At 66.1% G+C, this 23,636-nt stretch carries 25 protein-coding genes, 1 tRNA gene and 3 pseudogenes; 13 read left to right on the top strand and 16 right to left on the bottom strand.

Features of this window, described 5'->3' with window-relative positions:
• Positions 1–17 precede the first annotated feature (17 nt).
• Complete coding sequence (locus LDL21_RS11700; protein WP_308017123.1) at positions 18–884, top strand: SDR family NAD(P)-dependent oxidoreductase; 867 nt, start codon at positions 18–20, stop codon at positions 882–884.
• Positions 881–1,009: a hypothetical protein gene (locus tag LDL21_RS29810; protein ID WP_255674609.1), complete on the top strand. Its 129-nt coding sequence runs from the start codon at positions 881–883 to the stop codon at positions 1,007–1,009. The genes LDL21_RS11700 and LDL21_RS29810 overlap by 4 nt, the downstream gene beginning before the upstream one ends.
• A 169-nt stretch (positions 1,010–1,178) precedes the next feature.
• Here LDL21_RS29810 and LDL21_RS11695 read toward each other — a convergent pair whose 3' ends face one another.
• Together LDL21_RS11695 and LDL21_RS11690 are read right to left on the bottom strand one after the other, a co-directional pair.
• Positions 1,179–2,057 carry an MEDS domain-containing protein gene (locus tag LDL21_RS11695; RefSeq protein WP_225280017.1) on the bottom strand — a complete coding sequence of 293 codons (879 nt, stop codon included), beginning with the start codon at positions 2,055–2,057 and terminating at the stop codon, positions 1,179–1,181.
• Between the two features lie 3 nt (positions 2,058–2,060).
• On the bottom strand, positions 2,061–3,053 hold the full coding sequence (locus tag LDL21_RS11690) for an MEDS domain-containing protein (RefSeq protein WP_225280016.1): 993 nt from the start codon (positions 3,051–3,053) through the stop codon (positions 2,061–2,063).
• 427 nt (positions 3,054–3,480) lie between these two features.
• Here LDL21_RS11690 and LDL21_RS11685 point away from each other — a divergent pair, with 427 nt between their 5' ends.
• Entirely contained in the window at positions 3,481–4,986 is a 1,506-nt protein-coding gene (locus tag LDL21_RS11685) for a hypothetical protein (RefSeq protein WP_225280015.1), read from the top strand.
• A 122-nt stretch (positions 4,987–5,108) separates the two neighbouring features.
• Here LDL21_RS11685 and LDL21_RS11680 read toward each other — a convergent pair whose 3' ends face one another.
• The gene (locus LDL21_RS11680; protein ID WP_225280014.1) at positions 5,109–5,972 is read right to left on the bottom strand and encodes a PucR family transcriptional regulator; all 864 of its coding nucleotides are present in this window, start codon (positions 5,970–5,972) and stop codon (positions 5,109–5,111) included.
• Between LDL21_RS11680 and LDL21_RS11675 the strand changes: the two genes are divergently transcribed.
• Together LDL21_RS11675 and LDL21_RS30175 are read left to right on the top strand one after the other, a co-directional pair.
• Complete coding sequence (locus tag LDL21_RS11675; RefSeq protein ID WP_225280013.1) at positions 5,940–6,122, top strand: helix-turn-helix domain-containing protein; 183 nt, start codon at positions 5,940–5,942, stop codon at positions 6,120–6,122. The genes LDL21_RS11680 and LDL21_RS11675 overlap by 33 nt on opposite strands.
• A gap of 21 nt (positions 6,123–6,143) precedes the next feature.
• Positions 6,144–6,233, top strand: a pseudogene (locus LDL21_RS30175) (acyl-CoA dehydrogenase family protein); the annotation flags it as partial.
• Between the two features lie 17 nt (positions 6,234–6,250).
• Here the strand turns inward: LDL21_RS30175 and LDL21_RS11665 are convergent.
• The 5 genes from LDL21_RS11665 to LDL21_RS11645 form a co-directional block, all read right to left on the bottom strand.
• Positions 6,251–7,072: a hypothetical protein gene (locus LDL21_RS11665; protein WP_225280012.1), complete on the bottom strand. Its 822-nt coding sequence runs from the start codon at positions 7,070–7,072 to the stop codon at positions 6,251–6,253.
• A 58-nt stretch (positions 7,073–7,130) separates the two neighbouring features.
• The gene (locus tag LDL21_RS11660) at positions 7,131–7,454 is read right to left on the bottom strand and encodes a hypothetical protein (protein ID WP_225280011.1); all 324 of its coding nucleotides are present in this window, start codon (positions 7,452–7,454) and stop codon (positions 7,131–7,133) included.
• Positions 7,455–7,471: 17 nt separating this feature from the next.
• Positions 7,472–7,699, bottom strand: coding sequence for a hypothetical protein (locus tag LDL21_RS11655; RefSeq protein WP_225280010.1), 228 nt, complete (start codon positions 7,697–7,699; stop codon positions 7,472–7,474).
• 198 nt (positions 7,700–7,897) lie between these two features.
• The gene (locus LDL21_RS11650) at positions 7,898–8,953 is read right to left on the bottom strand and encodes an SEFIR domain-containing protein (RefSeq protein WP_225280009.1); all 1,056 of its coding nucleotides are present in this window, start codon (positions 8,951–8,953) and stop codon (positions 7,898–7,900) included.
• Between the two features lie 195 nt (positions 8,954–9,148).
• A complete protein-coding gene (locus LDL21_RS11645) occupies positions 9,149–9,922 on the bottom strand; it encodes a Mov34/MPN/PAD-1 family protein (protein ID WP_225280008.1) in 774 nt (257 codons plus the stop codon).
• A gap of 399 nt (positions 9,923–10,321) precedes the next feature.
• Here LDL21_RS11645 and LDL21_RS11640 point away from each other — a divergent pair, with 399 nt between their 5' ends.
• The 4 genes from LDL21_RS11640 (at position 10,322) to LDL21_RS11625 (ending at position 15,021) form a co-directional block, all read left to right on the top strand.
• Entirely contained in the window at positions 10,322–12,679 is a 2,358-nt protein-coding gene (locus tag LDL21_RS11640; RefSeq protein WP_225280007.1) for a helix-turn-helix domain-containing protein, read from the top strand.
• A 54-nt stretch (positions 12,680–12,733) separates the two neighbouring features.
• A complete protein-coding gene (locus tag LDL21_RS11635; protein ID WP_225280339.1) occupies positions 12,734–13,264 on the top strand; it encodes a hypothetical protein in 531 nt (176 codons plus the stop codon).
• Between the two features lie 171 nt (positions 13,265–13,435).
• A complete protein-coding gene (locus tag LDL21_RS11630; protein ID WP_225280006.1) occupies positions 13,436–14,098 on the top strand; it encodes an NPCBM/NEW2 domain-containing protein in 663 nt (220 codons plus the stop codon).
• 95 nt (positions 14,099–14,193) lie between these two features.
• Entirely contained in the window at positions 14,194–15,021 is an 828-nt protein-coding gene (locus LDL21_RS11625; RefSeq protein ID WP_225280005.1) for a DUF1707 domain-containing protein, read from the top strand.
• A 7-nt stretch (positions 15,022–15,028) separates the two neighbouring features.
• On the opposite strand, the pseudogene LDL21_RS30170 reads toward LDL21_RS11625, so the two are convergent.
• A pseudogene (locus tag LDL21_RS30170) lies at positions 15,029–15,268 on the bottom strand (hypothetical protein); the annotation flags it as partial.
• A gap of 313 nt (positions 15,269–15,581) precedes the next feature.
• On the opposite strand from LDL21_RS30170, the pseudogene LDL21_RS30165 reads away from it, so the two are divergent.
• A pseudogene (locus LDL21_RS30165) lies at positions 15,582–15,725 on the top strand (helix-turn-helix domain-containing protein); the annotation flags it as partial.
• A 54-nt stretch (positions 15,726–15,779) separates the two neighbouring features.
• Positions 15,780–16,313, top strand: coding sequence for a helix-turn-helix domain-containing protein (locus LDL21_RS11610; RefSeq protein WP_225280357.1), 534 nt, complete (start codon positions 15,780–15,782; stop codon positions 16,311–16,313).
• On the opposite strand, the gene LDL21_RS11605 is transcribed toward LDL21_RS11610, so the two are convergent.
• Positions 16,282–16,641: a hypothetical protein gene (locus tag LDL21_RS11605; protein WP_225280003.1), complete on the bottom strand. Its 360-nt coding sequence runs from the start codon at positions 16,639–16,641 to the stop codon at positions 16,282–16,284. The genes LDL21_RS11610 and LDL21_RS11605 overlap by 32 nt on opposite strands.
• Positions 16,642–16,712: 71 nt before the next feature.
• Here LDL21_RS11605 and LDL21_RS11600 point away from each other — a divergent pair, with 71 nt between their 5' ends.
• Complete coding sequence (locus LDL21_RS11600; RefSeq protein ID WP_225280002.1) at positions 16,713–17,423, top strand: recombinase family protein; 711 nt, start codon at positions 16,713–16,715, stop codon at positions 17,421–17,423.
• 177 nt (positions 17,424–17,600) lie between these two features.
• Here the strand turns inward: LDL21_RS11600 and LDL21_RS11595 are convergent.
• Together LDL21_RS11595 and LDL21_RS11590 are read right to left on the bottom strand one after the other, a co-directional pair.
• Positions 17,601–17,685, bottom strand: a tRNA-Leu gene (locus LDL21_RS11595).
• 198 nt (positions 17,686–17,883) lie between these two features.
• Positions 17,884–19,527 carry an FAD-binding protein gene (locus LDL21_RS11590; RefSeq protein WP_225280001.1) on the bottom strand — a complete coding sequence of 548 codons (1,644 nt, stop codon included), beginning with the start codon at positions 19,525–19,527 and terminating at the stop codon, positions 17,884–17,886.
• Between the two features lie 159 nt (positions 19,528–19,686).
• Between LDL21_RS11590 and LDL21_RS11585 the strand changes: the two genes are divergently transcribed.
• The gene (locus LDL21_RS11585) at positions 19,687–19,980 is read left to right on the top strand and encodes a hypothetical protein (protein WP_225280000.1); all 294 of its coding nucleotides are present in this window, start codon (positions 19,687–19,689) and stop codon (positions 19,978–19,980) included.
• 41 nt (positions 19,981–20,021) lie between these two features.
• Here the strand turns inward: LDL21_RS11585 and LDL21_RS11580 are convergent, their stop codons facing one another.
• The 4 genes from LDL21_RS11580 to LDL21_RS11565 form a co-directional block, all read right to left on the bottom strand.
• Positions 20,022–21,200 (bottom strand): hypothetical protein, encoded by a 1,179-nt coding sequence (locus tag LDL21_RS11580; protein ID WP_225279999.1) that lies wholly within the window; start codon positions 21,198–21,200, stop codon positions 20,022–20,024.
• Between the two features lie 294 nt (positions 21,201–21,494).
• The gene (locus tag LDL21_RS11575) at positions 21,495–22,163 is read right to left on the bottom strand and encodes a hypothetical protein (protein WP_225279998.1); all 669 of its coding nucleotides are present in this window, start codon (positions 22,161–22,163) and stop codon (positions 21,495–21,497) included.
• Positions 22,160–22,816, bottom strand: coding sequence for a sigma-70 RNA polymerase sigma factor region 4 domain-containing protein (locus LDL21_RS11570; protein WP_225279997.1), 657 nt, complete (start codon positions 22,814–22,816; stop codon positions 22,160–22,162). The genes LDL21_RS11575 and LDL21_RS11570 overlap by 4 nt, the downstream gene beginning before the upstream one ends.
• A gap of 244 nt (positions 22,817–23,060) precedes the next feature.
• On the bottom strand, positions 23,061–23,582 hold the full coding sequence (locus LDL21_RS11565; RefSeq protein WP_225279996.1) for an MTB12 C-terminal domain-containing protein: 522 nt from the start codon (positions 23,580–23,582) through the stop codon (positions 23,061–23,063).
• Between the last annotated feature and the right edge of the window lie 54 nt (positions 23,583–23,636).

The raw sequence follows: 23,636 nt of genomic DNA, 5'->3' as shown, positions 1-23,636 counted from the left end.
TTGTGGATGGCAAGACCGTGCTGGTGACCGGAAGTACCGGAGGGATCGGTAAAGAGACAGCGCGACAGTTGGCCGAAATGGGCGCACGCGTGATCCTCGTCGGGCGCGACAAGAACCGCGCTGATGCCGCCGTGGAGGAACTCCGCGCCTCCAGTGGGAACCACCGAGTCGAGGCGATAACTGCCGACCTGTCCCGGCTCGGCGACGTGAAGCGCCTCGCCGAGGAGGTCAGCACCCGGAGTCGTGGCGTCGACGTGCTGATCAATAACGCGGGAGCGACCAGATCTCATCGTGAGATAACTGAGGACGGTATCGAGACAGCGTTCGCGGTCAACGTGGTCGCGCCGTTCTGCCTCACGCACTGGCTGATGCCGGCCCTGACATCCTCGGGTGCGGCCCGGGTCATCAACATCACCGGCGGCATCCCGAAGGGCCGGATCGATCTGGACAACCTCCAGGGTGAGAAGTCCTACGTCGGCTTGTCCTTCTACAACCAGACCAAGCTGGCCCAGATGGCGATGAGTTACCGCTTCGCCCAGGAGGTCGAAGGGGCACCGGTGACGCTGAACGTGGCCTACCCCGGACATGCGTACACCTCGATGAACAGGGACCTCACCATCGGCACCTACCCACCGCTGGCGCGTCCGATCGTGCCGCTGCTGCGGCTGGCGATGCCGGTGGTCTATGGCCACAAGGCGCTGCTCAGGGCCACGCGGTCCAGCATTCATCTCGCGACCAGCCCCGAGGTCCGCAACACCAACGGCGCCTACTTCAACACCAAGGCCATCCCGACCCCATGGCCCGACGCTGTCCTGGACGAACGCATCCGCAACGCGATCTGGAAACTGTGTGAAACGCACCGCGCCCGGTTGGGTGCATCGTGACGTCGTTTGCGCCCCGCGCCACCCTCAACCACTACGACGCCGACCACTTCACCGTCTATCACCCGCCGGTAGTGGAGGAGATCCTCATCGATCAGATCGACTTTCTCACCACCCACCTGCTGTGACGCCGAGCCGGCGCGGGACTGCAGGTTATCGGGCGGGATATTCACCGGGAACGGAGCTGCCGGTTGGCTGAGCGGGGCGATGTCGGCGACCCTCACCAGATTCGTTGCGGCGGTGGTGAAGTCGCGATCGAACCGACAGGTGACGACGGCAATCCGCACGGAAGCCGGCTCAGGAATCGGTGCGCTTGATCAACCGTCGGGGATCGAAATCCATCACGCTCCATACCCGCTCGACGACGGGATGGGCGTTGACCAGCCGTATCGACCGGTGTGCACGCTGGGACGGATCCATGCCCGCCAGTACCGCCGAGGCGCGCACACTCAGGAACGCCAGACCGCTGACGTCGAGGTCGGCGCCCTCGCTCGGCAAGACCTCGAGCGCGCCGATCAGGGCGGGAATGCTGAATTGATCGATCTCGCCCTCCAGGAAACGGTGGCCGTCTCGCCAATGCATCCCGAACGTCGTGGGGACCCGGGAGGGGCCGTGGCGCAACGGGTGTACGGCCATGACCGCGCCCAGATCCTCGCCGGTCGCGGTGAGGTCGTAGGCACACATCGCGGCTACCGGGTTACCGCCGGCCATGAATGCGTCCGCGACGTGTTCCCACCGGAGGTGACCGGGACGGCGTGCGGGATCGAGGTTCAGGGCGGTGATGTCGGTGAAGACGCGAATGCCCGCGAAACCCGCGTCGAGGGCCGATGCGACTTCGCCCCGGAAATGAGCAAGCTGGGCTTCGGCGTCGATCGGCGCGGACAAGTCGTAGACCTCCCCGAGGGAGGTATGGGTCAGCTCGTAGCCGGCATCGGCCGCGGCGAAAGCGGCTCGCAAGCGGCCACCGGCATCGTCGTCGTCGGTGACCGCGAGCAGCCGCTGCCCGAGCGCGGCACCCTCGAGCAGCCATTCCACGGCGGCGCGGTCGCGTTCAGCGCGGGTGGTATACGCGACGCAGGCATGATCGTGGCAGCCGCCGCTTCGCTTATCGATCAGTGCACCAGCCGCCCTGGCCACCGAGGTACCGCGCGCGGGCGCGGAGAGATCGATCGACATATCTCAGATTCCTTCCCTCAGGTCAGGGGAGGGGATTTCGCACCACACGTTCTTGGCGTGCCCTGCCGGGTCGGGTTCGATGCCCCATCGGCTGCCCAGTGCCGCGATCAGGATCAAACCACGTCCACCGACCGCACTTCCGCGGTCGGTGCCCAAAACCGGTCGGCGCGGGCTGAGGTCCTCGGCCTCGATCTTCACCGTCCCCTCGGTCTGGGACAGACGGATCCGGAACGCGGTGTGCGCGTGGGCAACTGCGTTGGCGGCGAGTTCGGAAACGACCAGGGCGGCATCGTCGATGACCGCGGGGCCGTGCTGCCATTCCCCCAGCCTGCCGGTGACGAATCGGCGCGCGGCGCTGACGGCGCTGGGTACCGGCAGATAGGTTCGAGAATCGCTGTCCGGGTCGGCGCTCGGCCCGAGTTCGGGCTGGGCGGCGGTGTAGCTGTCGGGAGCGACGATCTCGGAATGATGGGCGCACACTTGCTGCAGGCGCACCAGATCGTCGGCGCCGGCGAGCATGTCACGCGGATAGGCACAGTAGAGCAGGAACCGATGGCTCTGAGCCAACTCGTTCCACATCGCTTCGAGCTCGATCGCAGCGGCCGGATCGCCGTCGGCCCACAGCAGCGCCACCATCTCACCGAACGCGCGCACGGAACGCCCACCCGCACTCGCAGCGGCGATGACCTCGCCGATCACTTCGGCGAAACGAGCCCGGTCGAGCGCGCCGTCGACGGTGAAGCTCGCCAAGGTCTGCGCGGCATCCAGGGCTCGATAGCGGCCGGCCGCGGTCAGGGCGGCCAAGTCCAAGCCGTGCTCGCTCAACCGCGTCGCGATGGCTTCGCGATGTGCGGGTGTGGCGATCACCACGGCCGCACCGTCGGTGTCCAACCCCTGCCCGAGGAAGTCGCTGACGTTGCGGGCCAGCTCATCCAGTCCGTCATAAATGCTCACGACGTGGTCGTGCGGTGAAGCCACCCCAGCCTGGACACTCATAAGGACGAGGCTACGGTATCCGGCCGGTCACCGGCACCGCGATTCCGAGCGGAGTGGAGCTGCGTGGGCCCGGCGAGGCTGCAGACGCCTCGGGCCCGGGTGGCCTCCGCTGATGTCGTCGGTTTCTCGAGGATCTCTCAGATTGAGTGGTGTTGAACCCCACGCGCTCTGCCTGCGGTTTCGCGACTCGCACGCTTGTCCTGATGCTGACCGCGGTCGGCTTCACCGACACCGGGCTGTACCTGCTGTTCGGTGGCTGCGCCGGGAACGGCAGGTTGATCGGCAATCAGGCTCGAAACCGAGCACCAAGACCGGACTGGGTGACGAAACCTCGTTGACGGCGTGTCATTCGGGGCCTTCGTGGGAGTCGGCGCACACTACAGCACACGCATCGATCGCGAAGATTTCATACAGAAGGGCCTTCTGGATGAAGACATCGATTCTCGACCTGCTCGGACGAATTCGCGTCGGAAAAACGGTGCTCGCGTTGGTCGCGAGCACGCTGTCGGTGATGGCGGCTGTGCCCGGCCCGGCGATGGCAGCGCCCGCCGATTCCTTCACGTCCGCCGATGTCGGCTTCGCGGAAGGCTCAGGTGACGGTGCCGACATCGTGCGGCGTCTGCCCGCCATGCAGTCCGCGGTGGCGCCCAAGGTTCCGCTGCTGCGCCTCGACCTCGACTGGTGGTCTGTCGAACCGGCCCGTGGGGCGCCGCTGCGGTGGGACCGGTTGGATCCGGTCGTGGATGCCGCCGCTGCCCGTGGAATGCGGGTTCTGCTCGTTCTCGCCTACGCGCCGCCGTGGGCGAACGGCGGTCACAGCGGCGACAAATGGTTCCCGACCCGCGACCAGGACTGGACCTCGATCGTGGATCGCACGGTCGCGCACTTCGGCGGCAAGGTCCAGGCGTACGAGGTCTGGAACGAACCGAACTTCGTGAACTTCGCCAACTTCGTCGGCGACCGCAAAGCGCGTTACTGGCAGCTCGTCAAACTCGCCTACCCGCGGGTGAAGGCGCGCTGTCCCGGGTGTGTTGTTCTGGCCGGGGCTTCGGGGGCGGGAACGGTGCAGGGCGGGACCAATCCGAACGCGCCGTCGGTCTGGTTGGACTGGGCGTACAGCCGTGGGTATCGCGGCTATTTCGATGCCGTCGCGCACCACCCGTATCCGGCGTGGAACTCGGGCAAAGGCCCTGCCGACCCCGAATGCGTCAATCGTTGGTGGAACATGTTCGGGCCACCCTCGGAGTCCACGCCGTGTGGTGAGCTCGCCCTGGTGCACTCGGTGATGGTTCGCCACGGCGACACCGCGAAGAAGGTGTGGGCTACCGAATTCGGCTATCCGACAGCCGGACTCGCGGCCATCCCGAGCGCGAGCACCGTCAGCAAGTACCTCGTGCAGGGCGTCCGGATGTGGCGTGCGCTGCCATACGCGGGTCCGCTGATCGTCTACTCCTACCGCGATCGCTGCACCGCCGCCGATGATCCCGAGTGCCACTTCGGCCTGGTCACCACGACGATGGCGAGCAAGGAGCCGATTACCACCGATGTCAGCGCGGTGCTGCGTGGTGACGGTGTCACGCCGGTCCCGAGTTGGCCCGAGCGGTTGGCGGCGGGCGCGACCCTGCCCCGCGCGTCCGCGCTCCGGTCCCGCAACGGACTCTACGAACTGTGGCTACAGGGTGATGGCAACCTGGTGCTTTATCGGAACAGCGGGGAAGTGCTGTGGTCGACCGCGACGACGAACGGAGAGAATCTGGTCAACCAGAACGACGGCAACCTGGTCCTGTACACCGGCAGCGGGGCCGCGGCATGGTCGTCGAGGACGTGGACCATGGGCCCGTCGACGTTGGTCCTGGAGGACACCGGCAATCTGGTGCTCTACCGCAACGACGGAGGAGCGATCACCTGGTCCACGGGAACGGCACAGGGATGACCGAAGCCTGGAACTTCATCGAGGCCCGATTCCGCGGCGGATCCGCGCTGACTCGCTGTCGACCATGAGCGACACGGCGGGGGAGTCTCCACGCCGGGGCGAGCAGGTCGTTCGGAGTTCTGTCAGGCGGATCTAGCCAGGGTCGGATGGTGCCGCTTGGTGTCGGTGGCGGGGAGTTCGGTGGATGGGGTGTTGTCGAAGCTGCGAGCGATCATCGCCGAGCGCAGTTGCCACAGTCCTGACACTGCGGTGGGGTCCAAACCTGTGATCTGGGCGATGCGGCGCAGGCGGTAGCCGACGGTGTTGGTGTGGATGTGCAGCAGGTGTGCGGTGCGTTGGCGGTTCATGTTGTTGGCGATGTGCACGCGCAGGGTTTCGAGGAGGAGTTCGGGAGTGCGTTCCAGGGGTGTCAGCAGTTCACCGAGCCTGGCCCGACCGGGTCCTGGTCGGGTCAGCTGGTATTCGAGGGCGAGGTCGTTGAAGTGGTACAGCCCGGCGGCGCTGCCCAGGCGGGCGACCATGTCGAGTAGTTCGTGCGCGCGTTCGACCGCGCCGGGGATTTCGGCGGTCTTCGCGGGTACCAGCGCGGCCAGCAGTCTGCGCAGCTTCCGTCGGGCCACCACGGTGGCGTCGAGGCGCGAGTCGTGCTCGCTGGGGTGTTTCGGAACAGACAGCGCCAGAACGGAATACGACTCGGCGATCGGGATCCGGCTTTCGCGGGACAGGGTCGATGTGGGCTGTCCGGCGAGTAGTGCGGAGGTGAGGGTGTGTACCGCGGTGTGATGTTCGGTGGCGACGTTGCGGTGTTCCCGCATGTAGGCGCGGGTAGCGGTGGTGCACAGCAGATCCGAAATGGTCATCGCGGTGCGGAAACTGTCGAGCATGGCTTTGCGGTCGAATTGCGCCTGGTTGTGCACGAGGTTCAGGCACAGGGCGACGCCCTCGTGGAAGGCGTGCAGGATGGCGTCAATCTCGGTATCGCGCAACAACTCAAGACCAAGATCAACACCGTCGAGCACCACGTTTCCACCATCGAGGACAAACTCGGCCTCGTCCAAGCCGACGACCCGGCCCGTCCACACGTCAACATCCGAGTCCTGGCCGCTTTGACCTACCTCCGCGGCAACCCACAATGAGACACCGCCACCGTCGCCCGGCCCTACACCGATGCCCGCGTAGCCAGAATCTGCGCGGGCACCGGCGAGGTGATGAAAATGATCATCGCCAGGTACCTCGGTGTGGCGTGAAACCGGAGATCGGCCGGTCAGAAGCGCGCGAGGTCATAGAGTTCGGCCCCGGAGGTGTCGAAGACCGACGCATGATCGGCATCCGAGAACACGACGAGGTAAGTGGCACGATTGGAGCTCTGTACGACGCGTAGCGAGTACCTGCCTTCGGCGTCGGGTTTGCTGGATATCGAGCACGTCATCGGGCCGCCGATGTCGAGCGGTCGACCGTTGCTGTAGTAGAACCCATCGCAAGCGCCGCCGTCGGAACCGAAGGTTTTGGTGCCGGTGCCGTCGGAGGCAGACCAGGTGCCGGACATCGTCTCGGCACCGCCGACCTGCTGCGTTTCTTGTTGGCTGGTCAGCTGGTTGGCGGAGAAACCGAGCAGCGCGACCACCCCGATGACGACGAATGTCGCGAGGACCGGGTGGCGCCGGGCCTGGTTGACGACCTTGTTCCTGACATTGACCGGGCCCGAGGCGTGAATATCGCCCGCTACACCGAAATTGCCGGAGTAGGTGCGCGACCCGGCATCGGACGGGACGGGAGACGGAGCCGGGGTTGCGGTCAGTCGCGCGAGTTCGGCGCCGAATCGGCTGTCGCCGGCGACCGCCGCCGAAATCGACCGTTCCACCGCGACCTGGGTTTCTGCGGACACCGCGCCGTCGGTGGCGCGGGCCTCGTAGAACAGTTGTTGCACGGCCGGGTCGCCGCCGAGCTTGGCGACAACTGCCTCGCGCACCCCATCGATCGCGAGGTCGAGCGCTCGGCCGGTGATTCCGTTGATAGGTTGGCGGACTCGGCCGGCCTTGCCGATCGCCCAGGCGACCAACATGGCCACGGCAATTTCCACGGTCATCGCGTATTCACCTTTCCCGAATTGCGGTGCGCGCCGCGGTGGTCCGCTGCGCGCCGGTTCAGCCCCATGTGCTGGAGTCCCAGTCGACGGCGTTGTCGATCTGCTGTGTGCCGTTGCGGCCCGCCTTGCCCCCGGTGTCCTTGCTGAATCCGAAAGTGCCGCAGTAGGAGTCCACGTCGGTGCGCACGCCGATGGTGTTGGCCGTCGACAGCGTTTCGAGGTCGTGGGCGGACAACAGGTCGTCGAGGGTTTCGTTCTGTTCCTCGTAGCTCATCGCCGCGAACTCGGAACAGGTCACCTTCGTCGGGTCCTGCCCGCACGAGACGGACGCCAGGACCAAGACGATGCCTACCGTCACCGTGGTGACGCGTCGGAATGTCATCGGCGATCCACTCCCGGTCATCGACTCAGGCCTGCGAAGAGGACGAGCCCACCCACGATGGGCAGCGCGTAGAACCAGTCCGTCATGAAGTAGCTGCCGCGCGAGAACGCGATATAGCCTCCGTATCCCACGGATATCAGCCCCAGCACGATCGCCACGATCGCGCCCGAACCGTAGAAATTGAATCCGGCTACACAGAGCGTGATTCCGAATACCGCTACGAACAATGCGTTGACATATCGCATTCGATTACCTCTTATCCGTTTCCGAAGGGCGGGGTGCGCATTCGAGTGCACCCCGCCCGGCGCCCGAATCGGCGGGCCTTCTCGTGACGACGCCGTGGGCGTTGCCGCATCGAGAATGCGCTGCTGCGGTGGTGTGGGGGCGTGTGGCGTGGAAACGCTGAAATGCGCTGAACGCCACTGGAAACGGAGAGGTAGCCCTCAGGCGAACAGGGTGGGGTTCCCCCAGGCCAGAGCCGGTAGCTTGCTTGGACGCCCGACGGCCGCACCCAATCCGGCGAGCATCGGATTGGCGACCGTGTCGGGACGATAGGCGACCAGGCGTAGCCGCAGGACATCGCTCACGTCGTAGCGGATCCGCGCCGGTTCACCGTAGGTCACCTCGACCTGTTTCTGCGCCTCGCCGTCGAGGAAGACCTGGAAGTAGCCGATCTGGCGCGCGTCGACGGCGTCGTCCAGGATTCCGACCAGGGTCTCGAACTCGTGGAACGACCGGCGCAGGTTGTACTCGATCGGGCTACGCGGGTCGCCACAGAAATTCGCACAGCGGTGAACAATGCTGTTGCCGTAGTGGATTCCGTTCAGATCGGCTCCGGTGATCTGCAGATCCGGTCCGCGCGTGATCGGGTCCAAAGCGTCGGTGAGCAGTCGTGCCTTGCGCTTGCGTGGTGCGACATCGGCAGGCTGTGTTTCGGTGCGTCGGGTACCGAACCGCGGCCCGACCCAGGTGCCACGAGGCGGCGCGGGATGTTCGGTGACTCCGCTGAGCGCCGCGAGCAGATCGTTGACGCCCTCGGTCGTGAATTCGCTGATCTCATACCGGGTGGTGGAATGAGCGGTCAGGAAGACCGGGACCTCGTCGACCGAGCGGCCAGGGAGGATGACCGGCAGAATTCGCCGGGTTTCCCTCGGACGATCCCTCGTGATGCCGTCGCGGATGATCGCCGCCTCGAACTGTGCGCCCCGCCCCTCGTCCGCGGCGGCGGTGCCGTCCGCACGGCGTTTGTAGGCGGGAGAGGCGATGACGAGCACGAAATCCGCCTCGGTCAGTTGCTCGATGGCCCACAGCGACCAGTCGAGGCGCTCCTTGTCGTCCCAGACGTCGAGCCGGACGTCGACGCCCGCCTCGCTGCGAAGGAACGTGCTGAACTCGCGTACCAGCTCCTTGTGCTCAGGTGAGTCGTGCGAATAGGAGACGAACACCCGTGGTGCGCTGTCCGAGGCCGGCGGGTCGGCCGAGTCCAGCTCGGTGCTCACTGGAGCGAGGTGGGCTGCTCAGCAGCCCGTGTCGGCGTCATCGTTGTCTTGTTCCTCATGTCGTCCCTTCTGATCGACGTCCCGAAGATGTTCTGCCCGAGTGGAATACGAATCGCGCGGCGCGCTCGCCACCCCGTGGCGAAGTCGGTGACGGGCCAGAATGGTAGGCGAGGTCGACCTCGTCGCGGATTGGATTCACCACGACAGATCCGCCACGGTGTCCAGAGCCCGCACCAACCGGGATCCCGCCGCGACGGTCAGATCCCAGGTGAGTGGCAGCGGAAGTATGCGGTGGTGGTGATCGACCGTGCGCACGGCCAACGCGATCGGCGCCTGGGTCGGGTACAGCAGCGGGAACAACAGCGTCAGCACGAGCGAATCGGTGCGCAGAGCGACCGCGATATGCACGACCCCTTCGACATCGGCGGTTCTCGGTGTGGATACCGATGCGCCGAGTGTTGCCGCGAGTCTGGCGCAGTCGCGTCCGATCGGCAGGATCTGCACCCGGGCGGGACGGACCTCGACCGTGCCCAGCGTGGTCGGCGTCGAGACGAAGACGGCCATGACGCCGTTGGGCAGGAGCACGTGGTGGTCTTCGGTGCGCTGATTCTGTCGGGTCACAATGGGCGTGACATACCTGCCCAGCCATGGCGTCAGGCGCAGGCAATCGGCGAACGCCACGAGGTCCGCGGCTGAGGGATGCTCGGCGCCCTCGGTGTGCGAGTGCACGATTCCCTTCAATTCGAGGTCGGGTTCGACCAACTCGACGCGCGTGAGGGCGCGCTGGAACGCCGCTGAGAAACGGAAGGTCGCCGTCGGCGAAACACCGTCCGGATCAGGAAGAAATGACGTGATCAGTGGCATTCCGAGCGGACCGAGCAACCCGCCACCACGTTCCGGTGGGTGGGCGGCAACGTGCTGGTCGATGGCGGTGAGGGCGGAGTCGACGATGGAGATGTGGCGGAACATCTGCCTTCACGCGCCCCGTTGGGCGTCGGGGCCGAAGTCGTTGCCGCCCGCGGGTAGTCGACGGCGTCGCGCAGCGGTTCGTGCGTGCAGCGGCACGGTCGTCACCTGCGAGAACTGGCGATCGAGTGGCTCGTCTGCCCTGTCCACCAGCAGAATTCGGCCGTCGGAGTCCAGCACCAGGCCGTACGGACGGAACGGATCGCACCTCGGCCGCGACCCTGCAGCATCGAAGGGGACGTCATCGTGGGATCTGGGTCTGCTCATCGCCTCGGACACAGGCGTCTCCTTCGGTAGACTGAACCGTCATGCCAGCACGGGCGAGGTGCGGGGCGCCCGGAGATCTGGAAAGCGCTCGAAAAGCCTGCAGGATGCTGCGCGGTCCCGAGCAGGAGGCTGACTGTGGGCAGCAAGAAGACAACGCCGAAGTTCGCGCGATTCGCCGCCGAGTTGAGAGCCGCCAAGCTACGCGCCGAGCGGACTTCCGGCCCGGTGGCATGCAGCAAAGTGGCCAAACTGGTCGGTGTCTCCGCCAGTAGCGTCTACGCCTACCTGCGGGGAGAGACCCTGCCCGATACCAAGCGCCTCGACGAATTGCTTGCGGCGCTGAATATCTCGGGTCCCGATGCCAAACGGCTGGCCGATCTGCGGGAATCGCTCGAGATGTGGCATCGGGGTGAAGGTGCGGGTATCGCGCGCGGCGCCGAGGACTGCCCCGAGACCGAGACGACCGCACGAGAGATGTTGCGGCACAACGACCTGCCGCGCGATATCGCCGTTCTGCACGGCCGGGAACGCGAGCTCGACGAGGTGATCACGGTGGTCGGTGACGGCGGCACGGTCTGCGTTCTGTCCGGACTCGGTGGAGTCGGCAAGACCGCGCTGGCGGTTCGTGCCGCGCGACACCTGCTGTCACGGTTTCCAGACGGCTGCCTCTTCCTAGACCTGCGCGGTTACGCGGCCGGGCCGGTCGTGGCACCGGCGGTAGCCGCGGGTGCGCTGTTGCGGCAGATGGGAGTTGCCGCCGAATCGATTCCCGCTCAACCGGACTCGCGGCTGTTGCTGCTGCGAGACAAGCTCGGTGCGGGAAAGTATCTCGTCCTGCTCGACAACGTCGTCGACTCGGCGCACATAGCGCCGCTGCTGCCGGGAGCGGGTGCCTGCGCGATCATCGTCACCAGCCGCGGCACGCTCAACGGACTCGACGAGGTGGATCGAGTGCCGATCGGTCGGCTGAGCGAGGACGATGCGCTCGCGCTACTCGATCGCCTCACCCGCGGGCTGCCTCCCGGGTGTGTACCGAGCGCTTCCCAGCGCGCCGCGATCGCGCGCCAGTGCCACGGCCTGCCGGTGGCGGTCCGGATCGCCGCGGCGATCCTGCGCAGCGAGATGTGGCCGACGGCCGAGCACGGCGAGCCACTGGTCGCGCTGGAGATGCTGCACGACGGTGACCGTGATGTCGAGTCGCTGTTCGAGTACTCCGTGGTCCGTCTGCCACCGGAATCGGCGCGGGCGTTCACGGTACTCGGCCTGCACCCGGGTACGAGTTTCGACATCGGGAGCGGCGCCGCGCTGATGGGCATCGAGCCCGCGGACATGTGGCGGCATCTGCGCCTGCTGATCGAGGTGAGTCTGCTCGAACCCGCCGCGCGCGGACGATACCGCTGCCACGATCTGGTCCGCGAGTTCGCGCGCCGCCGCGCCGCCGTCCACTGCGATCGGGCCACCGCGCGGGCGGCGCTGGTTCGTCTCGTCGAGCATTACACCGCTTTCGCCGACCGCATGGACAGAGTGCTGACCCCGTCCCGGCATCGCGGCGAGATGGCGCCTGGTCCGCGTCGAGTCGCGGCGACAGAACCGACGTACCAGGAGGCCATGCTGGCGATGACCGCCGAGCGTGACAATCTGGCCGCCGTGGCCCGCGCCGCGTTCGAACACGGCCTCGACGAGCAGTGCTGGCAGATCGCCTTCGCGGTGCGCGGGTTCGCGTTCATCGCCAAGGACATCGAATTGTGGACCGAGACCCATGAGCTGGCCGTCACGGCCGCCGTGCGGGCCGGAAACCAGTATGCGGAGGCTGTCACCTGCAACAATCTCGGGCTCGCCCTGATGACGGAGGGCGAATCCGCGGCGGCTGCCGTGCGTTATGAGCAGGCGCGGGCGCTGTTCGTGCGGCTCGGCGACCGGCACGGTGAACACACCGCGCTGGCCCATCAGGCGTGGGTGCATGTGCACAGGCGCGAGTTCGAGCAGGCGCTCGAGCTGAGTCTGCGCGCCCTCGCGTTCGCCGATCTGCATGGTGCGCCGCGAAATCGGGCCATCCTGTTGCGGGACACAGCCCTCATCGAGGTGAGTCTCAACAGGCATCTCGACGCCTTGCCGAGGCTGCTCGAAGCGGCGGAGATGTTCCGGACGTTCAACCTGTTCGCCGACGAGGCCATGACCGCGAACGTACTCGGTGACGCCTATCTGTCCCTCGGCGATTTCTCCGATGCCCGAGAGGCCTTCGAGCATGCTGTCGCCCTCGGGCAGATGGCCTGCAGCGCCGCCGAGCAGGCTCGTGGTCACGCCGGGCTCGCGAAGGTCGCCGACGCCCGTGGCGAACAGGCGGTGGCGCGACACCATCGGCGCAGCGCGATCGACCTGTCCACCCAGGTGGGCGACACCGTTCGGGTCACGGAGATCGTGGCCCGATCCGAGGCGGTCGAGGCTGCGCCGGCCTCGGCTGGAAGTCGGCTGGAAGACTCTGTAATCGCCTGAACGGCAACCCTATCCAGATTCGGGCGCGGCGTGGCTACCGTGAATTCCGTGAACATGGTGGCCACTCTCATCACGGCCGTGACGACCGTCGCGGTCGCCGGACTCGCCTATCTGCTCAACCAGCGCGGCCAGCTCGCCCAGGAACGGCGGCAGGCGCGACTGGTCAGGATCAGCAGGCAGATTCGTGAGCTGTACGGTCCGCTGCACGTCATGGTCGACATCAACGAACGCATCTGGGAGAAGCTGCGCGAAGCGCAGGTTCCCGCCGCGGCGCACCGTCGTCCTGATCTCGCCACCGAGACCTGGCGGCGGTGGCGAGACCACGCGTTGATGCCGGTGAACCGGGCGATGCGCGATCTGATCATCGAACACGCCGATCTCGTACCGGATTACGAGGTTCCGGAACCGCTGCTGAGGTTCTGTTCGCATGTCGCGTCCGTCGAGGTGCAACTGGCCGCCGAGTCCGACGGTGTGCATGTCCGCCCTCTGGTGCCACACCCGGGTGCCGCATACGTGCGCTACGTACGCGACACCTACGGACAGCTTAAAACCGAACAGCAAAAGCTGGTTCGTACGGCGCACTAATTCCGACCGTCCAGAATTCATTTCCGGGCGGTATCGGTTTGGGGTGCGCAATATCGCCGAAACGGCTGCGGCAGAACGAATAGTGCCGTATTCATCTACCCGGTGAACCTTGCCCGGCAACGCTGCCGCGAACCGGCTCACCACCGTCTTGAATCTGGACTGGAGCATGTCTTGAGTTTCATCAAAGCGAGGCCGTCGCGATGGCTGGCCGTGACAACGGTTTCAGCTTTGCTGGTGGCCGGCCTCGCGAACGCCGAGGGAGCACTGTCGTTACTGGAACGGTTCACCTCGGCAGACGAGCGTGCCCTGCCCACCGTCTCCCCGACATCGGCGCTTCCCTTCGCTTCCACGTCGAGCCTCGCCCCATCCCCGGGGGTCGCGCCTTCGACAGGTGCCCGCGCGGACGGGTGGTACGAGTTGACCTCGTACCGAGCCGTCTCCTGGAACAACGGTTTCGACCCGGTCGATCCAGTTCGAATCGGATCGGCGAGCTTCCCGAGCAGCATTGTCGGCTACTACCCGTCCACGTCGTCGGACCCCATGAATCGCGCGATCTGGACGATCGGCGGCACATGCGATCGGTTTTCGGTATGGATCGGCAAGGACGCTGATTCCGGTTCGTCCGACGGAATCGGTCGATTCGTCGTGCAGGCCGATGATCATGAGGTCTTCACCGGCGAGATGACGATGGCCGACGGCGCCCGCGAGGTCGCCGTCGACATTTCCGGTGCCATCCGGCTGACGTTGTTCGATACGAGAAGGCCCCAGGATGCGAAGAATGCGTGGGGCCGGCCGAGGGTGCATTGCACGGAGCCGCCCGGGCGTAAGCGCTGAGACCGAGTCGGTAGGAATTCGTTCGCACCGGATAAAACTTTGGCAAACCAGCAGCAGAGTGCGTCCCACCGCGCTGCGGAAAATGGAAGAGAAAAATGAACCCACGGATCGGAACAATCGAAAGAGACCGCGCGCTGGGGCTCCTCAACGAGCATCAGGCAGCCGGGCGCATCGACCTCAGGGAATTCGATCTGCGGGCGCAAAAGATCACCGCTGCCGCCACCCAGGCCGACCTGGACGCCATCTTCGCGGATCTGCCGTCGCCGGTGAGCAACCGACGTAATCCATTGCTGCTCGCCACCGTCGCGTTGGGGATTACATGCGTCGTGCTGGTCGGCGCGGTAGTGGTACTTGCCTCGCAGCGGTCGTCCGCACCGGCGAACGACACGGCGGCGCCGGTTTCGGTGACCGCCCCGCGTCCGAGCGCTGTAGCCGCCGCGCCGACCACTTCCCGATCCGGCACATCGACATCGACATCGGCTGCCGGGTCGACCTCGGGAGCTCTGTCGGACGTGAGCACCGATGCCGTGCAATACGTGATGGACTTCAAACCTTTGTCGGGTGGGGAGTCCGCGGATCTCGAGTTCGGGCCGAGCCGGGTGTCGGGAACTTCCTACAGCCGCTCTGTTCTGCTCTCGCCCTACCGGAAGGAAATGGCGTTCGTCGAGTACGACCTCGGACGCAAGTTCACCCGCCTCGACGGTGTGCTCGGCGTACAGGACGATTCGACGCCGAGCGACATAGCCGTGCAGTTCCAGATCTACGCCGACGGAACGCTACTCACCGACGTCCTCGTGAAACTCGGTGCCTCTGTGCCGATCCATCTCGAATTCGACAAGCCGTTGCGTCTGCGCCTGCAGGTGACCGATACCACCGGGGGTGCCTGCGTGGGAGTCTTCGGAGATCTGCGCGCTACCCGGTAGCGGATGGTCAGCTGGGGTCCTGTTCGACTGACTCTCGGCCAGATCCTCCACCAGCTCGGTCACATCGGCGTCGCCGGGACTGCGTCGTCCGACGGCCGCGCGCAGGTCGGCGACGAACGAGCGTGACTGCGGGCCGGTCTCTTTCCGGGTAGATCCGTCGCGAGGCCGGATCGGTGAACCATCGGTAGATTGAGCTTCTCGCGCGACCGTGGTGCGCGGAAGGGTCGCCGAGCATCGCGACCGCGAGCGGGTTCTGGGCAGAACGGTGTGCAAGTCAGTACTCACCATCGCCGGGGTCGCGTCGATTCACTTGACAGCGACCAGCTTCGATGTCGTCAACCTCGATGTCCAGGTGGACGCGGACCGTGCCGATCTTGGGCTTGGCCACTCGGTAGAAGGTCAGACACGGTCTGTCGTCGAACCTTTGGCCCATGGTTCACACATCCCGGATCGTCGCCATGTTCGGCTGCGGCAGCTCCTCTGGCACAGCTCGAATCTTGTGGGCGCTGGGAGAGACTCGTCGTCCACAACGTGTCCACAGGGTGGCATGATGCGACAGCATGGACAGTCACAGCGCTATCGTCGGTGCGCAGCTCCGAGCTGCCCGCGAGGCTGCAGGCGTGTCGTTGGCTGCGTTGGCAAGCCGGATACACCGAGGGAAGTCGGCGTTGGCCTACTACGAGGCCGGGGAACGAACACCGCCTCCGGATGTCATAGGTGAACGTTCGTGCAGGTCAGAGAGATTGCTACAGTGTGGCGTGCCACGCATCGTCCCCAACACAACTCACCGCGATCGCCTCGGGGGTGTCATCGCGAACGCAATTGAGGATCTGCGTGAATCACGCCTCGAGACCGCTGTTCGGCTCGGCGTCAATGAGGCCGACGTACCGTTGCTCGTCGCGGGTGGACGAGGGCGTTACACCGTCGACCGACTTCTCGACTTTTGTGAACCGCTGGGCCTGGTGCCAGGAATGACCATCATCGGTCTCAACCCAGAACCGGCGCCGCCGCCCCGAATGAGCGGCAAGGTGCGCCCCCTCGATCCCGAACGTGACTACACCCCGCGGGGACAGTTCCACCGCCGACTGCTCTCCGCGTTGTCGCATCAGGTGAGCACCTCAGGTAGGACCCAGCACGAACTTGCCGCCGAGGTCGGGATTCATCGCTCGACACTGGGGTCGCTGCGGGTCATGGAAGGCAAGCGGTTCCGACTCGACCGCCTCCTCGACCTTGCACCCAAACTCGGGTTGACCGTCGAACTCACCACCTACCCGGCAACAGGACTGAAATAGTGACCAGCCCCGAGACCCTGACCGCGGCTTCGATGCAGTCGTTATCGGCGAGCCTCAACGTGCCTTCTACGGCAACCAGTTCGGCCTGACCTTCCCCGTCTTCGTACACTACGGTGTCCGACTCTGGGTGCCTGAAGTTGGCGGACAGATCGAGCCGGACTCCGAAGCCCACGACATGATCATGTCCGTCTTCGGCGGAATGTCCAAGGGCGAACGCAATCGGATCAAGATTCGCGTCCGTGCCGCAATGGCAGCGCAGGCTCAGGTTGAAGGCCGTTACCTTCGCGGTCGGCCGCCATACGGCTACAACTGGCCGACGCAGGTCCACACCCGCACCCGGGCAAGGCTGCCGACGGCAAACGGTTGCATCGGCTCGAACCTGACCCAATTGCCGCACCGGTGGTGCAACGGATCTTTCGCGAGTATTTGTCTGGCGTTGGCGTGTTCGCGCTCGCTCAGCTGCTCACCACGGATGGAATTGCTTGTCCCTCAGCGCACGCAACAGCCACCGCGAAGGGGCTGCGTGGTCCAAGCGCTATCCGCGCGATTCTCACCAATCCGCGCTACACCGGATACGCCGTCTGGAACAGGCAACGCAAGCAGGAATCTCTCATTGACGTAGAGGACGTCGCCCTTGGCCACGAAACACGGCTGACCTGGAATCCGAAGTCACAATGGGTATTCTCCGATCAGCCCGCGCATGAACCGTTGATCGATCGCTCTGTGTTCGATGCGGTGCAGCTGCGGTTGGCCTCGCGCGGACCGCGATCAACGGGGCGGGCTACCCAGCGTCGTAAGCACCCCTATGCGTTCAAGGGGCTGATCTCGCACGAGTCGTGTGGTCGCCTGATGCAGGGCACTTGGAACCACGACAAGGCGCACTACCGTTGCCGGTACCCGTCTGAATATGCCATCGCCAACCAGATCGACCATCAACTATCGGTCTACATCCGCGAGGACGAGTTGACAGGACAGCTTGATCACTGGCTGGCTCAGATCTTCCGGCCCGAGCAGGTCGAGGAGTCGTTGGTCACGCTCGAGAGCGCCCAAGCTGACCGTGCGCCCCAGCTGGCGAGCTTGAACGAATTGCCGGTGAGAAGCCGCGGCTGAACCGTCGAGAAATTCGGGAGCTGGTCGAGTCCCTCGGTGGGATAGTGTCGGCCCTGGGCCGAGCCAATCCTGAGGACAAGAACGCGGTCTACCGTCAGCTCGGCCTCAAGCTGACCTACATAGACAAAAAACAGGTGGTGATCGCCGAAGCGACACCACCCGTGGGTGTACTGGTTGTGTCCGGAGGGGGACTTGAACCCCCACGCCCTAATACGGGCACTAGCACCTCAAGCTAGCGCGTCTGCCATTCCGCCACCCGGACTTGCTGGTGTGCCAAAAGATTATCCGACTGATTGTCGTAAACCAAATCGCCTATCTGACCTGCGGTTTTGTTGGAGGTTCGGATGAGTTGGACAGTGCCGTCAGGCGCCGAATCCTAGGGCCCGTCAGGTCTCCCTGATTCGGAGGCGATCCAGGGAGGCCGATCACGACGCTCAGCGCTCGGTGATACGCGAGTAGTTCAGTTCTGGGCGACGTGCTGGACGCTGTGAGTTCCCGCACGGCGGCCGGCGAAGACGCAGTCCGCCAGGGACAGGCCGCTGACGTAGCCGTTGGAGCAGATGCCGACTGCTGCGCGGCCGGCGGCGTAGAGGCCGGGGACGGTGTCGCCGGTTTCGGTGCGGACGGCGCCGGTTTGTTCGTCGACGAGGAGGCCGCCGAGGGTGAGCATCGGCATCGGGTAGGTGAGGCGGGCGGCGAAGGAGATGTCGAGTAGGGCGTAGGGGCCGGTGTGGATCGGGCGGCGGATGTCGTCGGGTTTGCCGAGCGGGTCGGGGGCGCCCTGCTCGATGGCCTGGTTGTGGGCGTCGACGGTGGCGCGCAGGCCTGCGGGGTCGACGCCTGCTCGTGTCGCGGCTTCTTCGATGGTGCGGCCGGTGGTGCGGCCGAATCGGAGGAGCCGTTCGGTCTGCATGCGCTGGAACCACACCGACTGGCCGGCGATCTGGGTGCGTGCTTCGGCGGCGAGCTCGGCGTCGACGAGCAGCCAGGCGCGGTGCCCAGGGGCGGTGGCGATAGCGGCGCCCAGTGCCGCGCCGTAGCGTGATTCGTCGACCATGCGACTGCCTTCGGTGTTCACCGCGATCGCGCCGTAGAAGGCGCTGGGCGGGCCGATGAAACGCCATGCCGACATCGCGTCCATCTTGCCGGTGGCCGCGCCGATCTGCTCGGCCATCGTGATGCCGCTGCCGTCGTCCCCGGCCGACCCCAGCGGCAGACCCTGCGCCCACGGGTAGTGGGGACTGTGCCGGGCGACCATCGCCGCGTTGGCGATGAATCCGCCGGTGGTGAGTACGACGCCGGAGCGGGCCCGGATGCGCACCGGCACACCGTGTTTGCGCTCGATCCGTGCGATCAGCGCTTGCACGGCCCGGCGCAGGCCTTGGTGGTACACGCCGGGTTTCGACGAGATTCGTGCCAGTGCCGCGAAACGTCGTCGGACGGCGGCGGGTGCGCCGTCGAGGGTGACCGCTTCGATGCCGGTCACCCGGCCGTCCTCGACCACGAGCCGGGTCGCTGTGGTTCCGGTTCGGACCCGGACGCCGCGTGCGGCGGCCGACCGTGCCAGTGGGCGGAACACCGCCTTGCCCGAGACGCCGGGTCCGTGGGCGCGGTGTCCGCGCTGACGTGGTTTCGCGAGTTCCCGGTAACCACCGGCATTTTCGCTGCCGGAGTAGTAGAGGTAGTAGTCGTCGGTGGGGTAGGAGGTCTTGTACGGGCACACCGATGCCTCGAACGGCACGCCGTGTTCGGTGAGCCAGTCGACGAGCGCGGGAGACTCCTCGCAGAAGCGGCGCAGCGTCTCCGCGCTCACCGCGTCGCCGACCTCGGCCTGCAGGTAGGCGAACATATTGTCGGCGTCGTCGTCGATTCCGGCGGCGTGCTGCACCCAGGTGCCCGCCCCGGCGTAGATGATTCCGCCGGACAGCTCGGTCGCGCCGCCGCCGAGGTACCGGTCGATGGCGAGGACATCCGCGCCGCGTTCGCGAGCGGCGAGCGCCGTCGTAACCCCCGCGCCGCCGTATCCGACAACGACGACATCGGCTTCATCGTCCCAGGTCAGCACCTGTACCACCTTTCGTGCGGCGGGTTGTCCTTGCCGCATCCAGAAACTATAACGTGTTCTAGAAATGGCGGGACCTTGTTCCGTCGGTGAGCGCCGCCGTGACCGGGCGGGGGTGCCGGACGGTGGCGCGACACTCCGTGAAACGCCTTGACTGTCTTACGATCCCGTTGTCGCTATCCATGGCCATCGGAGGACTTCATGCCCGTGACCATTTCCGCGTCGACCCGCGCTGTGTGGAAGATCGGCGCACAGGGGCAGGCGCAGATCCTGTTCGTCGACGACTCCGCGTCGAACGCACCGGCCCGTCGCTGGCCCGACACCGCCATGCCGGGCGGTCGTCCGGGGCATCTGGCATTCGACCCGAACGACTATCCGACCCTGACGCACGTCCGCACCCTTGTGCCCGAGTACGGCGCGCTGTGGGATGCCGTGGCCGAGGACTTGGCCGCGATGAGCGCCGGTACCGAGTCCGCTGCGAGGACGTACCACTAGACCGGTGGGGTGCTCCCGGCGTGCTCCTCGGGCGCAAGCCGCTATGCCGGAGCGGTCCTGTCGGGTGCCGACTGGGCCTCGACCTGGCGGCGCAGTTCGTGCACTGCCACTTCGAGGGCCCTGAGCAGTTCCTCAGTCGACAGGACAGTCGTCGGAGGTGTCGGTTCCGATTCGTGGATCAGGTCGCCGCGTCGCACGGAGAGCAGGAGTCGGCATGCCGTACGTTCTTGTGCGTCGATGACCGCACGGTGATGACGTTCACGGTCGTCCAGTTCGAGCAGGTGACGGGCGAGCGCGGCCGTGCCGGTTTGGAGCTGGTGGTCGGCTGCGGTGATCTCGTCGTCGCGAGTGCGCGCGATCGTCACGATCTCGGCCAGCTCCGAAAGGTAGTCGAGGTAGTTACGGTGTGAATCCGGCACTGCCACCGAGACATTCGACGGATCGAGATCGACTCGCCCGGGTGGGCACGCCTGCCAGACGAAGTCGTTTCCGTACCCGCGCAGGGGTCGTGAGAAGTCGAGTCCCGCGCACGAATCGCGGTGTTCCGGATCGTGGTGGAGGAGGATACTCACCCCGTGCTCGTGTCCGGTCCTCATCAGCTCGGTGAGTGCCGTGGCGGTGTCGTCATCCATGCCACGCGGATAGTCGAGCACGACGAGCAGTCGAGCGGATGTGGCCCGCGTACGGGTCAGCCCGTGGACCAGGTCAGCGAATTGTTCCGGCGCCCGCTGCGCTGCCCGCTGAAGATGCCCTCGCCCCGCTGGATCGAAGCAGTGCACATCGAGCGACCGCACGACGGCTCGCACACGATCCACGATCGCGGCGAAGAGCTCGCCGACCACCCCGGGCGCACCGCCCGATACCACCAGGTTCCCCTGGCCGAGCAGCGGAACCATCAGCGGGACAACACTATCCGGGCCGAACGACACCTCGCCGATCCGAACCGAACAGTCCGCCACTAGTGAGCCCGCATCGGACCCACCTGCCCGCTTCTCCACCGCCGCCCGCGCGCGGGTACAACAGTCGCGCACCCGCGCATCGGCGACCGCATGGGCCGCCGCGACCCGCCGTGTGTGCGTGGCCTCCGTCTCTCGCCGCAGGATATATGCCCGCGTAGTCGCGGATCCGGCGAGCGAATCGAGCCGTGCGCGGGCATAGGAACCCAGTGTGAAGACCGCCGCCGCAGCCATTCCCAGCCGTCGATCAGCGTCGTTCGTCATCACGTACCCCCGGATTCTTCCCCCTGCCACCGCTATCGATGCGGACTACGGCGCGATCGGTTCGTCGCAACTCCGACGATGGACCGCCTGCGACACCACGCCATGCGAAGACTGCGAATAGGCGTTTTGCCGAACTCCACCCGACAGCGAACCGATCGGGGGCCGTATCGCATCACTGATGACGAGACCAGTCGTCGGCACTGCCCACGACGCGTCTCGTGTCGTGGGTGAGGAGATCGCTGGGGGGTCTCCTCACCCACGACCTGTCCGCCGCGCCGGGGCCGTTCCTGGCACTCAGCTCAATCCGGCGACGATCGCCGACCGAACCGGGTCGCCGATCGGCAGACCCTTGGCGACCCGCCGCCACGCGTTGCGTCCGGCCGTCAACGAACACCGCACGGCGTCGGTGATCGCCGCCGTATGCGTGTGGCCCAGCGCCGTGCCCGGCACGATGGAGATCTCCAGGTGCTCGGCCAAAGTCAATGCGCGGGTGACGATCTGACCGGTGAGCGAGCCGCCGGCATCCGTATACAGGACGACGAGGACTTCGGTTCGTTCCTCGCCCGCATGCACCGCCACGCGAACCACATCGCCTGCCGCGGTGTCGGGACCGAACGATTGCACCGAGATCCGTGTCTGCTCGGTACCGGCGGGGGTACGGGTGAATTCGATGCCGAGCTCCTGGTCGATCTGTTTCTGGACGACCCGGCTCGATGGTGCTCCGTCCCGGGAGGAGGCGGCCAGCGGCCTCACCGTCCACCCGGGCACCCGCATCACGGCGCGTCGGGCGGCCAAGGAAGGTGGTTCCGGTGTCGCGTTGTCTGCCGCCAAGAGGCGGTCCGCGATGCGGGTGCCCGCGGCGGCTGCCTCGGCATCGGGTTCGGAGTCGTCGGCGAGCGCGAGCAGCATGTCGATGTCGACGGGCAGGTCCAGCCGTGCGGGTCGATGATCGCGCGTCGTCACGATGCCTCCTCGGAGTCCTGGTCGCGGGCGTCGAGCTGGGCGCGCAGGGCTTCGCGCAGCATCTTCGTTCCCGCCGCGCGCAGCCGTTTGACCTTCTCCTGGCTGAAGTTCAGGTCCTCGGCGACCTCTTTGGTCGTCTGCACGTCGGTGTAGGTGCCGTCGGGTGCGAGTACGAAGGTCGCGCGCAGCACGGCGGCGGTCTCGGAGTGCGGGATCGCGTCGAGCGCGTCGCGCAGGACGGCGCGGTCGGCCAGCCGGTCCTCACCGCCGACGAGTGTGTGGTCTTCGACGACGAGCGCGGTGGATTCGTAGTCGACCCGGCGTCCCGGATGACGTTTCTCCGCTGTGCGGCGCCTTCTGTTCTGCAGCACCTGCCACTGGAGTTGCTGCAGGACATGGGTCTTCCAGTGCCGGATACGCTCGGTGGGCAAGGTCGCCGTCAACGCGACCATGGTGTCCTGGGCGACGTCCTCGAAGTCCGAACGCATGTCGGGGTCGACCCGCTCGACGACATACCGCGCCTTGGCCGCCGCATAGGTCGACATGGTGACCAGATCGGCGCCGAAGATGTGTTCCACCACCGTGAGGCGCAGCGGTGCGGGGACCGCGCTCCAGGTGGCGCCGAGCCAGGTGTCCAAGGAGTCAGAAGTCAACCCGTGCCCCCACTTCGTCGGCGACAGTGCCGAATGCCGCAGTGCCCGACGAGAATTCGCGTAGCGGACGGTCTGGACCGGGCAGCTCGATGCCGAACCGGACTGGTGTCGTATCCGCGCGCCGGTCGGCGGACCAGGAAACGACCGGACGACACGGGTCACAGCGGGAGCCTCCTGCTGAGGGGAAACGGGCTCCTACACAGATGCCGTTGCCCGCCCGACCGGTTCGCACGACGAATGTGAGCTAGGACGAGCAGGTGGGGGAGGACACCATCATCGAGAAGGCGATCTGGCAATACCAGGCCTTCTCGATCTTCCACTTCCCGTCCTCGGCGACGAACGGCACGATCAACGGGCTGGTCGCGGTATTCATCGTCCCGGTGCCCTCGGCCAGCATGCCCGGCGCACCTAGTCTGGTTCCGGCGATGGTGACGGTGACGGTCGCGTTGTTCCGGCCCGGTGCTTCGGCGATGCGGTTGGGCAGACCCGGATCGTCGGCGATGCCCTGTACGTGACCGAGCTTCTCGGAGTTCGGGACCCGTGGGTCGAGCATGCGCGCGAACAGCTGCTCGACGTCGTCGGCCGACAGCAGTGGTGGCGGCGGTGTCGATGTGGGAGTGTTGGCACCGGCCACGGGCATGGCCGAACTGTCCCCGGTGGAGCAACCGGTGCCGAGCAGGGCGGTGATCGCCGCACCGGACAGCGCAGCACCGACAAGGAGTGTTCTCGACAAGATGGTTCCCCCGGGAAGGTCGTTGATGCGCATCGCTGTCGAGCTTATCCGGCCGTGGTGAACGCGACCCGCCCCGCTGCGGTCGAG

Source organism: Nocardia rosealba, from assembly GCF_020216065.1.
Lineage (GTDB): Bacteria > Actinomycetota > Actinomycetes > Mycobacteriales > Mycobacteriaceae > Nocardia > Nocardia rosealba.
This window is presented reverse-complemented; position numbering and strand designations above follow the sequence as displayed.

Coding starts and splice junctions, on each gene's coding strand:
- LDL21_RS11580 (WP_225279999.1), bottom strand. CDS start 21,200: ATGACGAACGACGCTGATCGACGGCTGGGAATGGCTGCGGCGGCGGTC.
- LDL21_RS11660 (WP_225280011.1), bottom strand. CDS start 7,454: ATGACATTCCGACGCGTCACCACGGTGACGGTAGGCATCGTCTTGGTC.
- LDL21_RS11590 (WP_225280001.1), bottom strand. CDS start 19,527: ATGCGGCAAGGACAACCCGCCGCACGAAAGGTGGTACAGGTGCTGACC.
- LDL21_RS11655 (WP_225280010.1), bottom strand. CDS start 7,699: ATGCGATATGTCAACGCATTGTTCGTAGCGGTATTCGGAATCACGCTC.
- LDL21_RS11690 (WP_225280016.1), bottom strand. CDS start 3,053: ATGAGTGTCCAGGCTGGGGTGGCTTCACCGCACGACCACGTCGTGAGC.
- LDL21_RS11645 (WP_225280008.1), bottom strand. CDS start 9,922: ATGTTCCGCCACATCTCCATCGTCGACTCCGCCCTCACCGCCATCGAC.
- LDL21_RS11685 (WP_225280015.1), top strand. CDS start 3,481: ATGAAGACATCGATTCTCGACCTGCTCGGACGAATTCGCGTCGGAAAA.
- LDL21_RS11565 (WP_225279996.1), bottom strand. CDS start 23,582: ATGCGCATCAACGACCTTCCCGGGGGAACCATCTTGTCGAGAACACTC.
- LDL21_RS11635 (WP_225280339.1), top strand. CDS start 12,734: ATGGTGGCCACTCTCATCACGGCCGTGACGACCGTCGCGGTCGCCGGA.
- LDL21_RS11665 (WP_225280012.1), bottom strand. CDS start 7,072: ATGACCGTGGAAATTGCCGTGGCCATGTTGGTCGCCTGGGCGATCGGC.
- LDL21_RS11695 (WP_225280017.1), bottom strand. CDS start 2,057: ATGTCGATCGATCTCTCCGCGCCCGCGCGCGGTACCTCGGTGGCCAGG.
- LDL21_RS11585 (WP_225280000.1), top strand. CDS start 19,687: ATGCCCGTGACCATTTCCGCGTCGACCCGCGCTGTGTGGAAGATCGGC.
- LDL21_RS11625 (WP_225280005.1), top strand. CDS start 14,194: ATGAACCCACGGATCGGAACAATCGAAAGAGACCGCGCGCTGGGGCTC.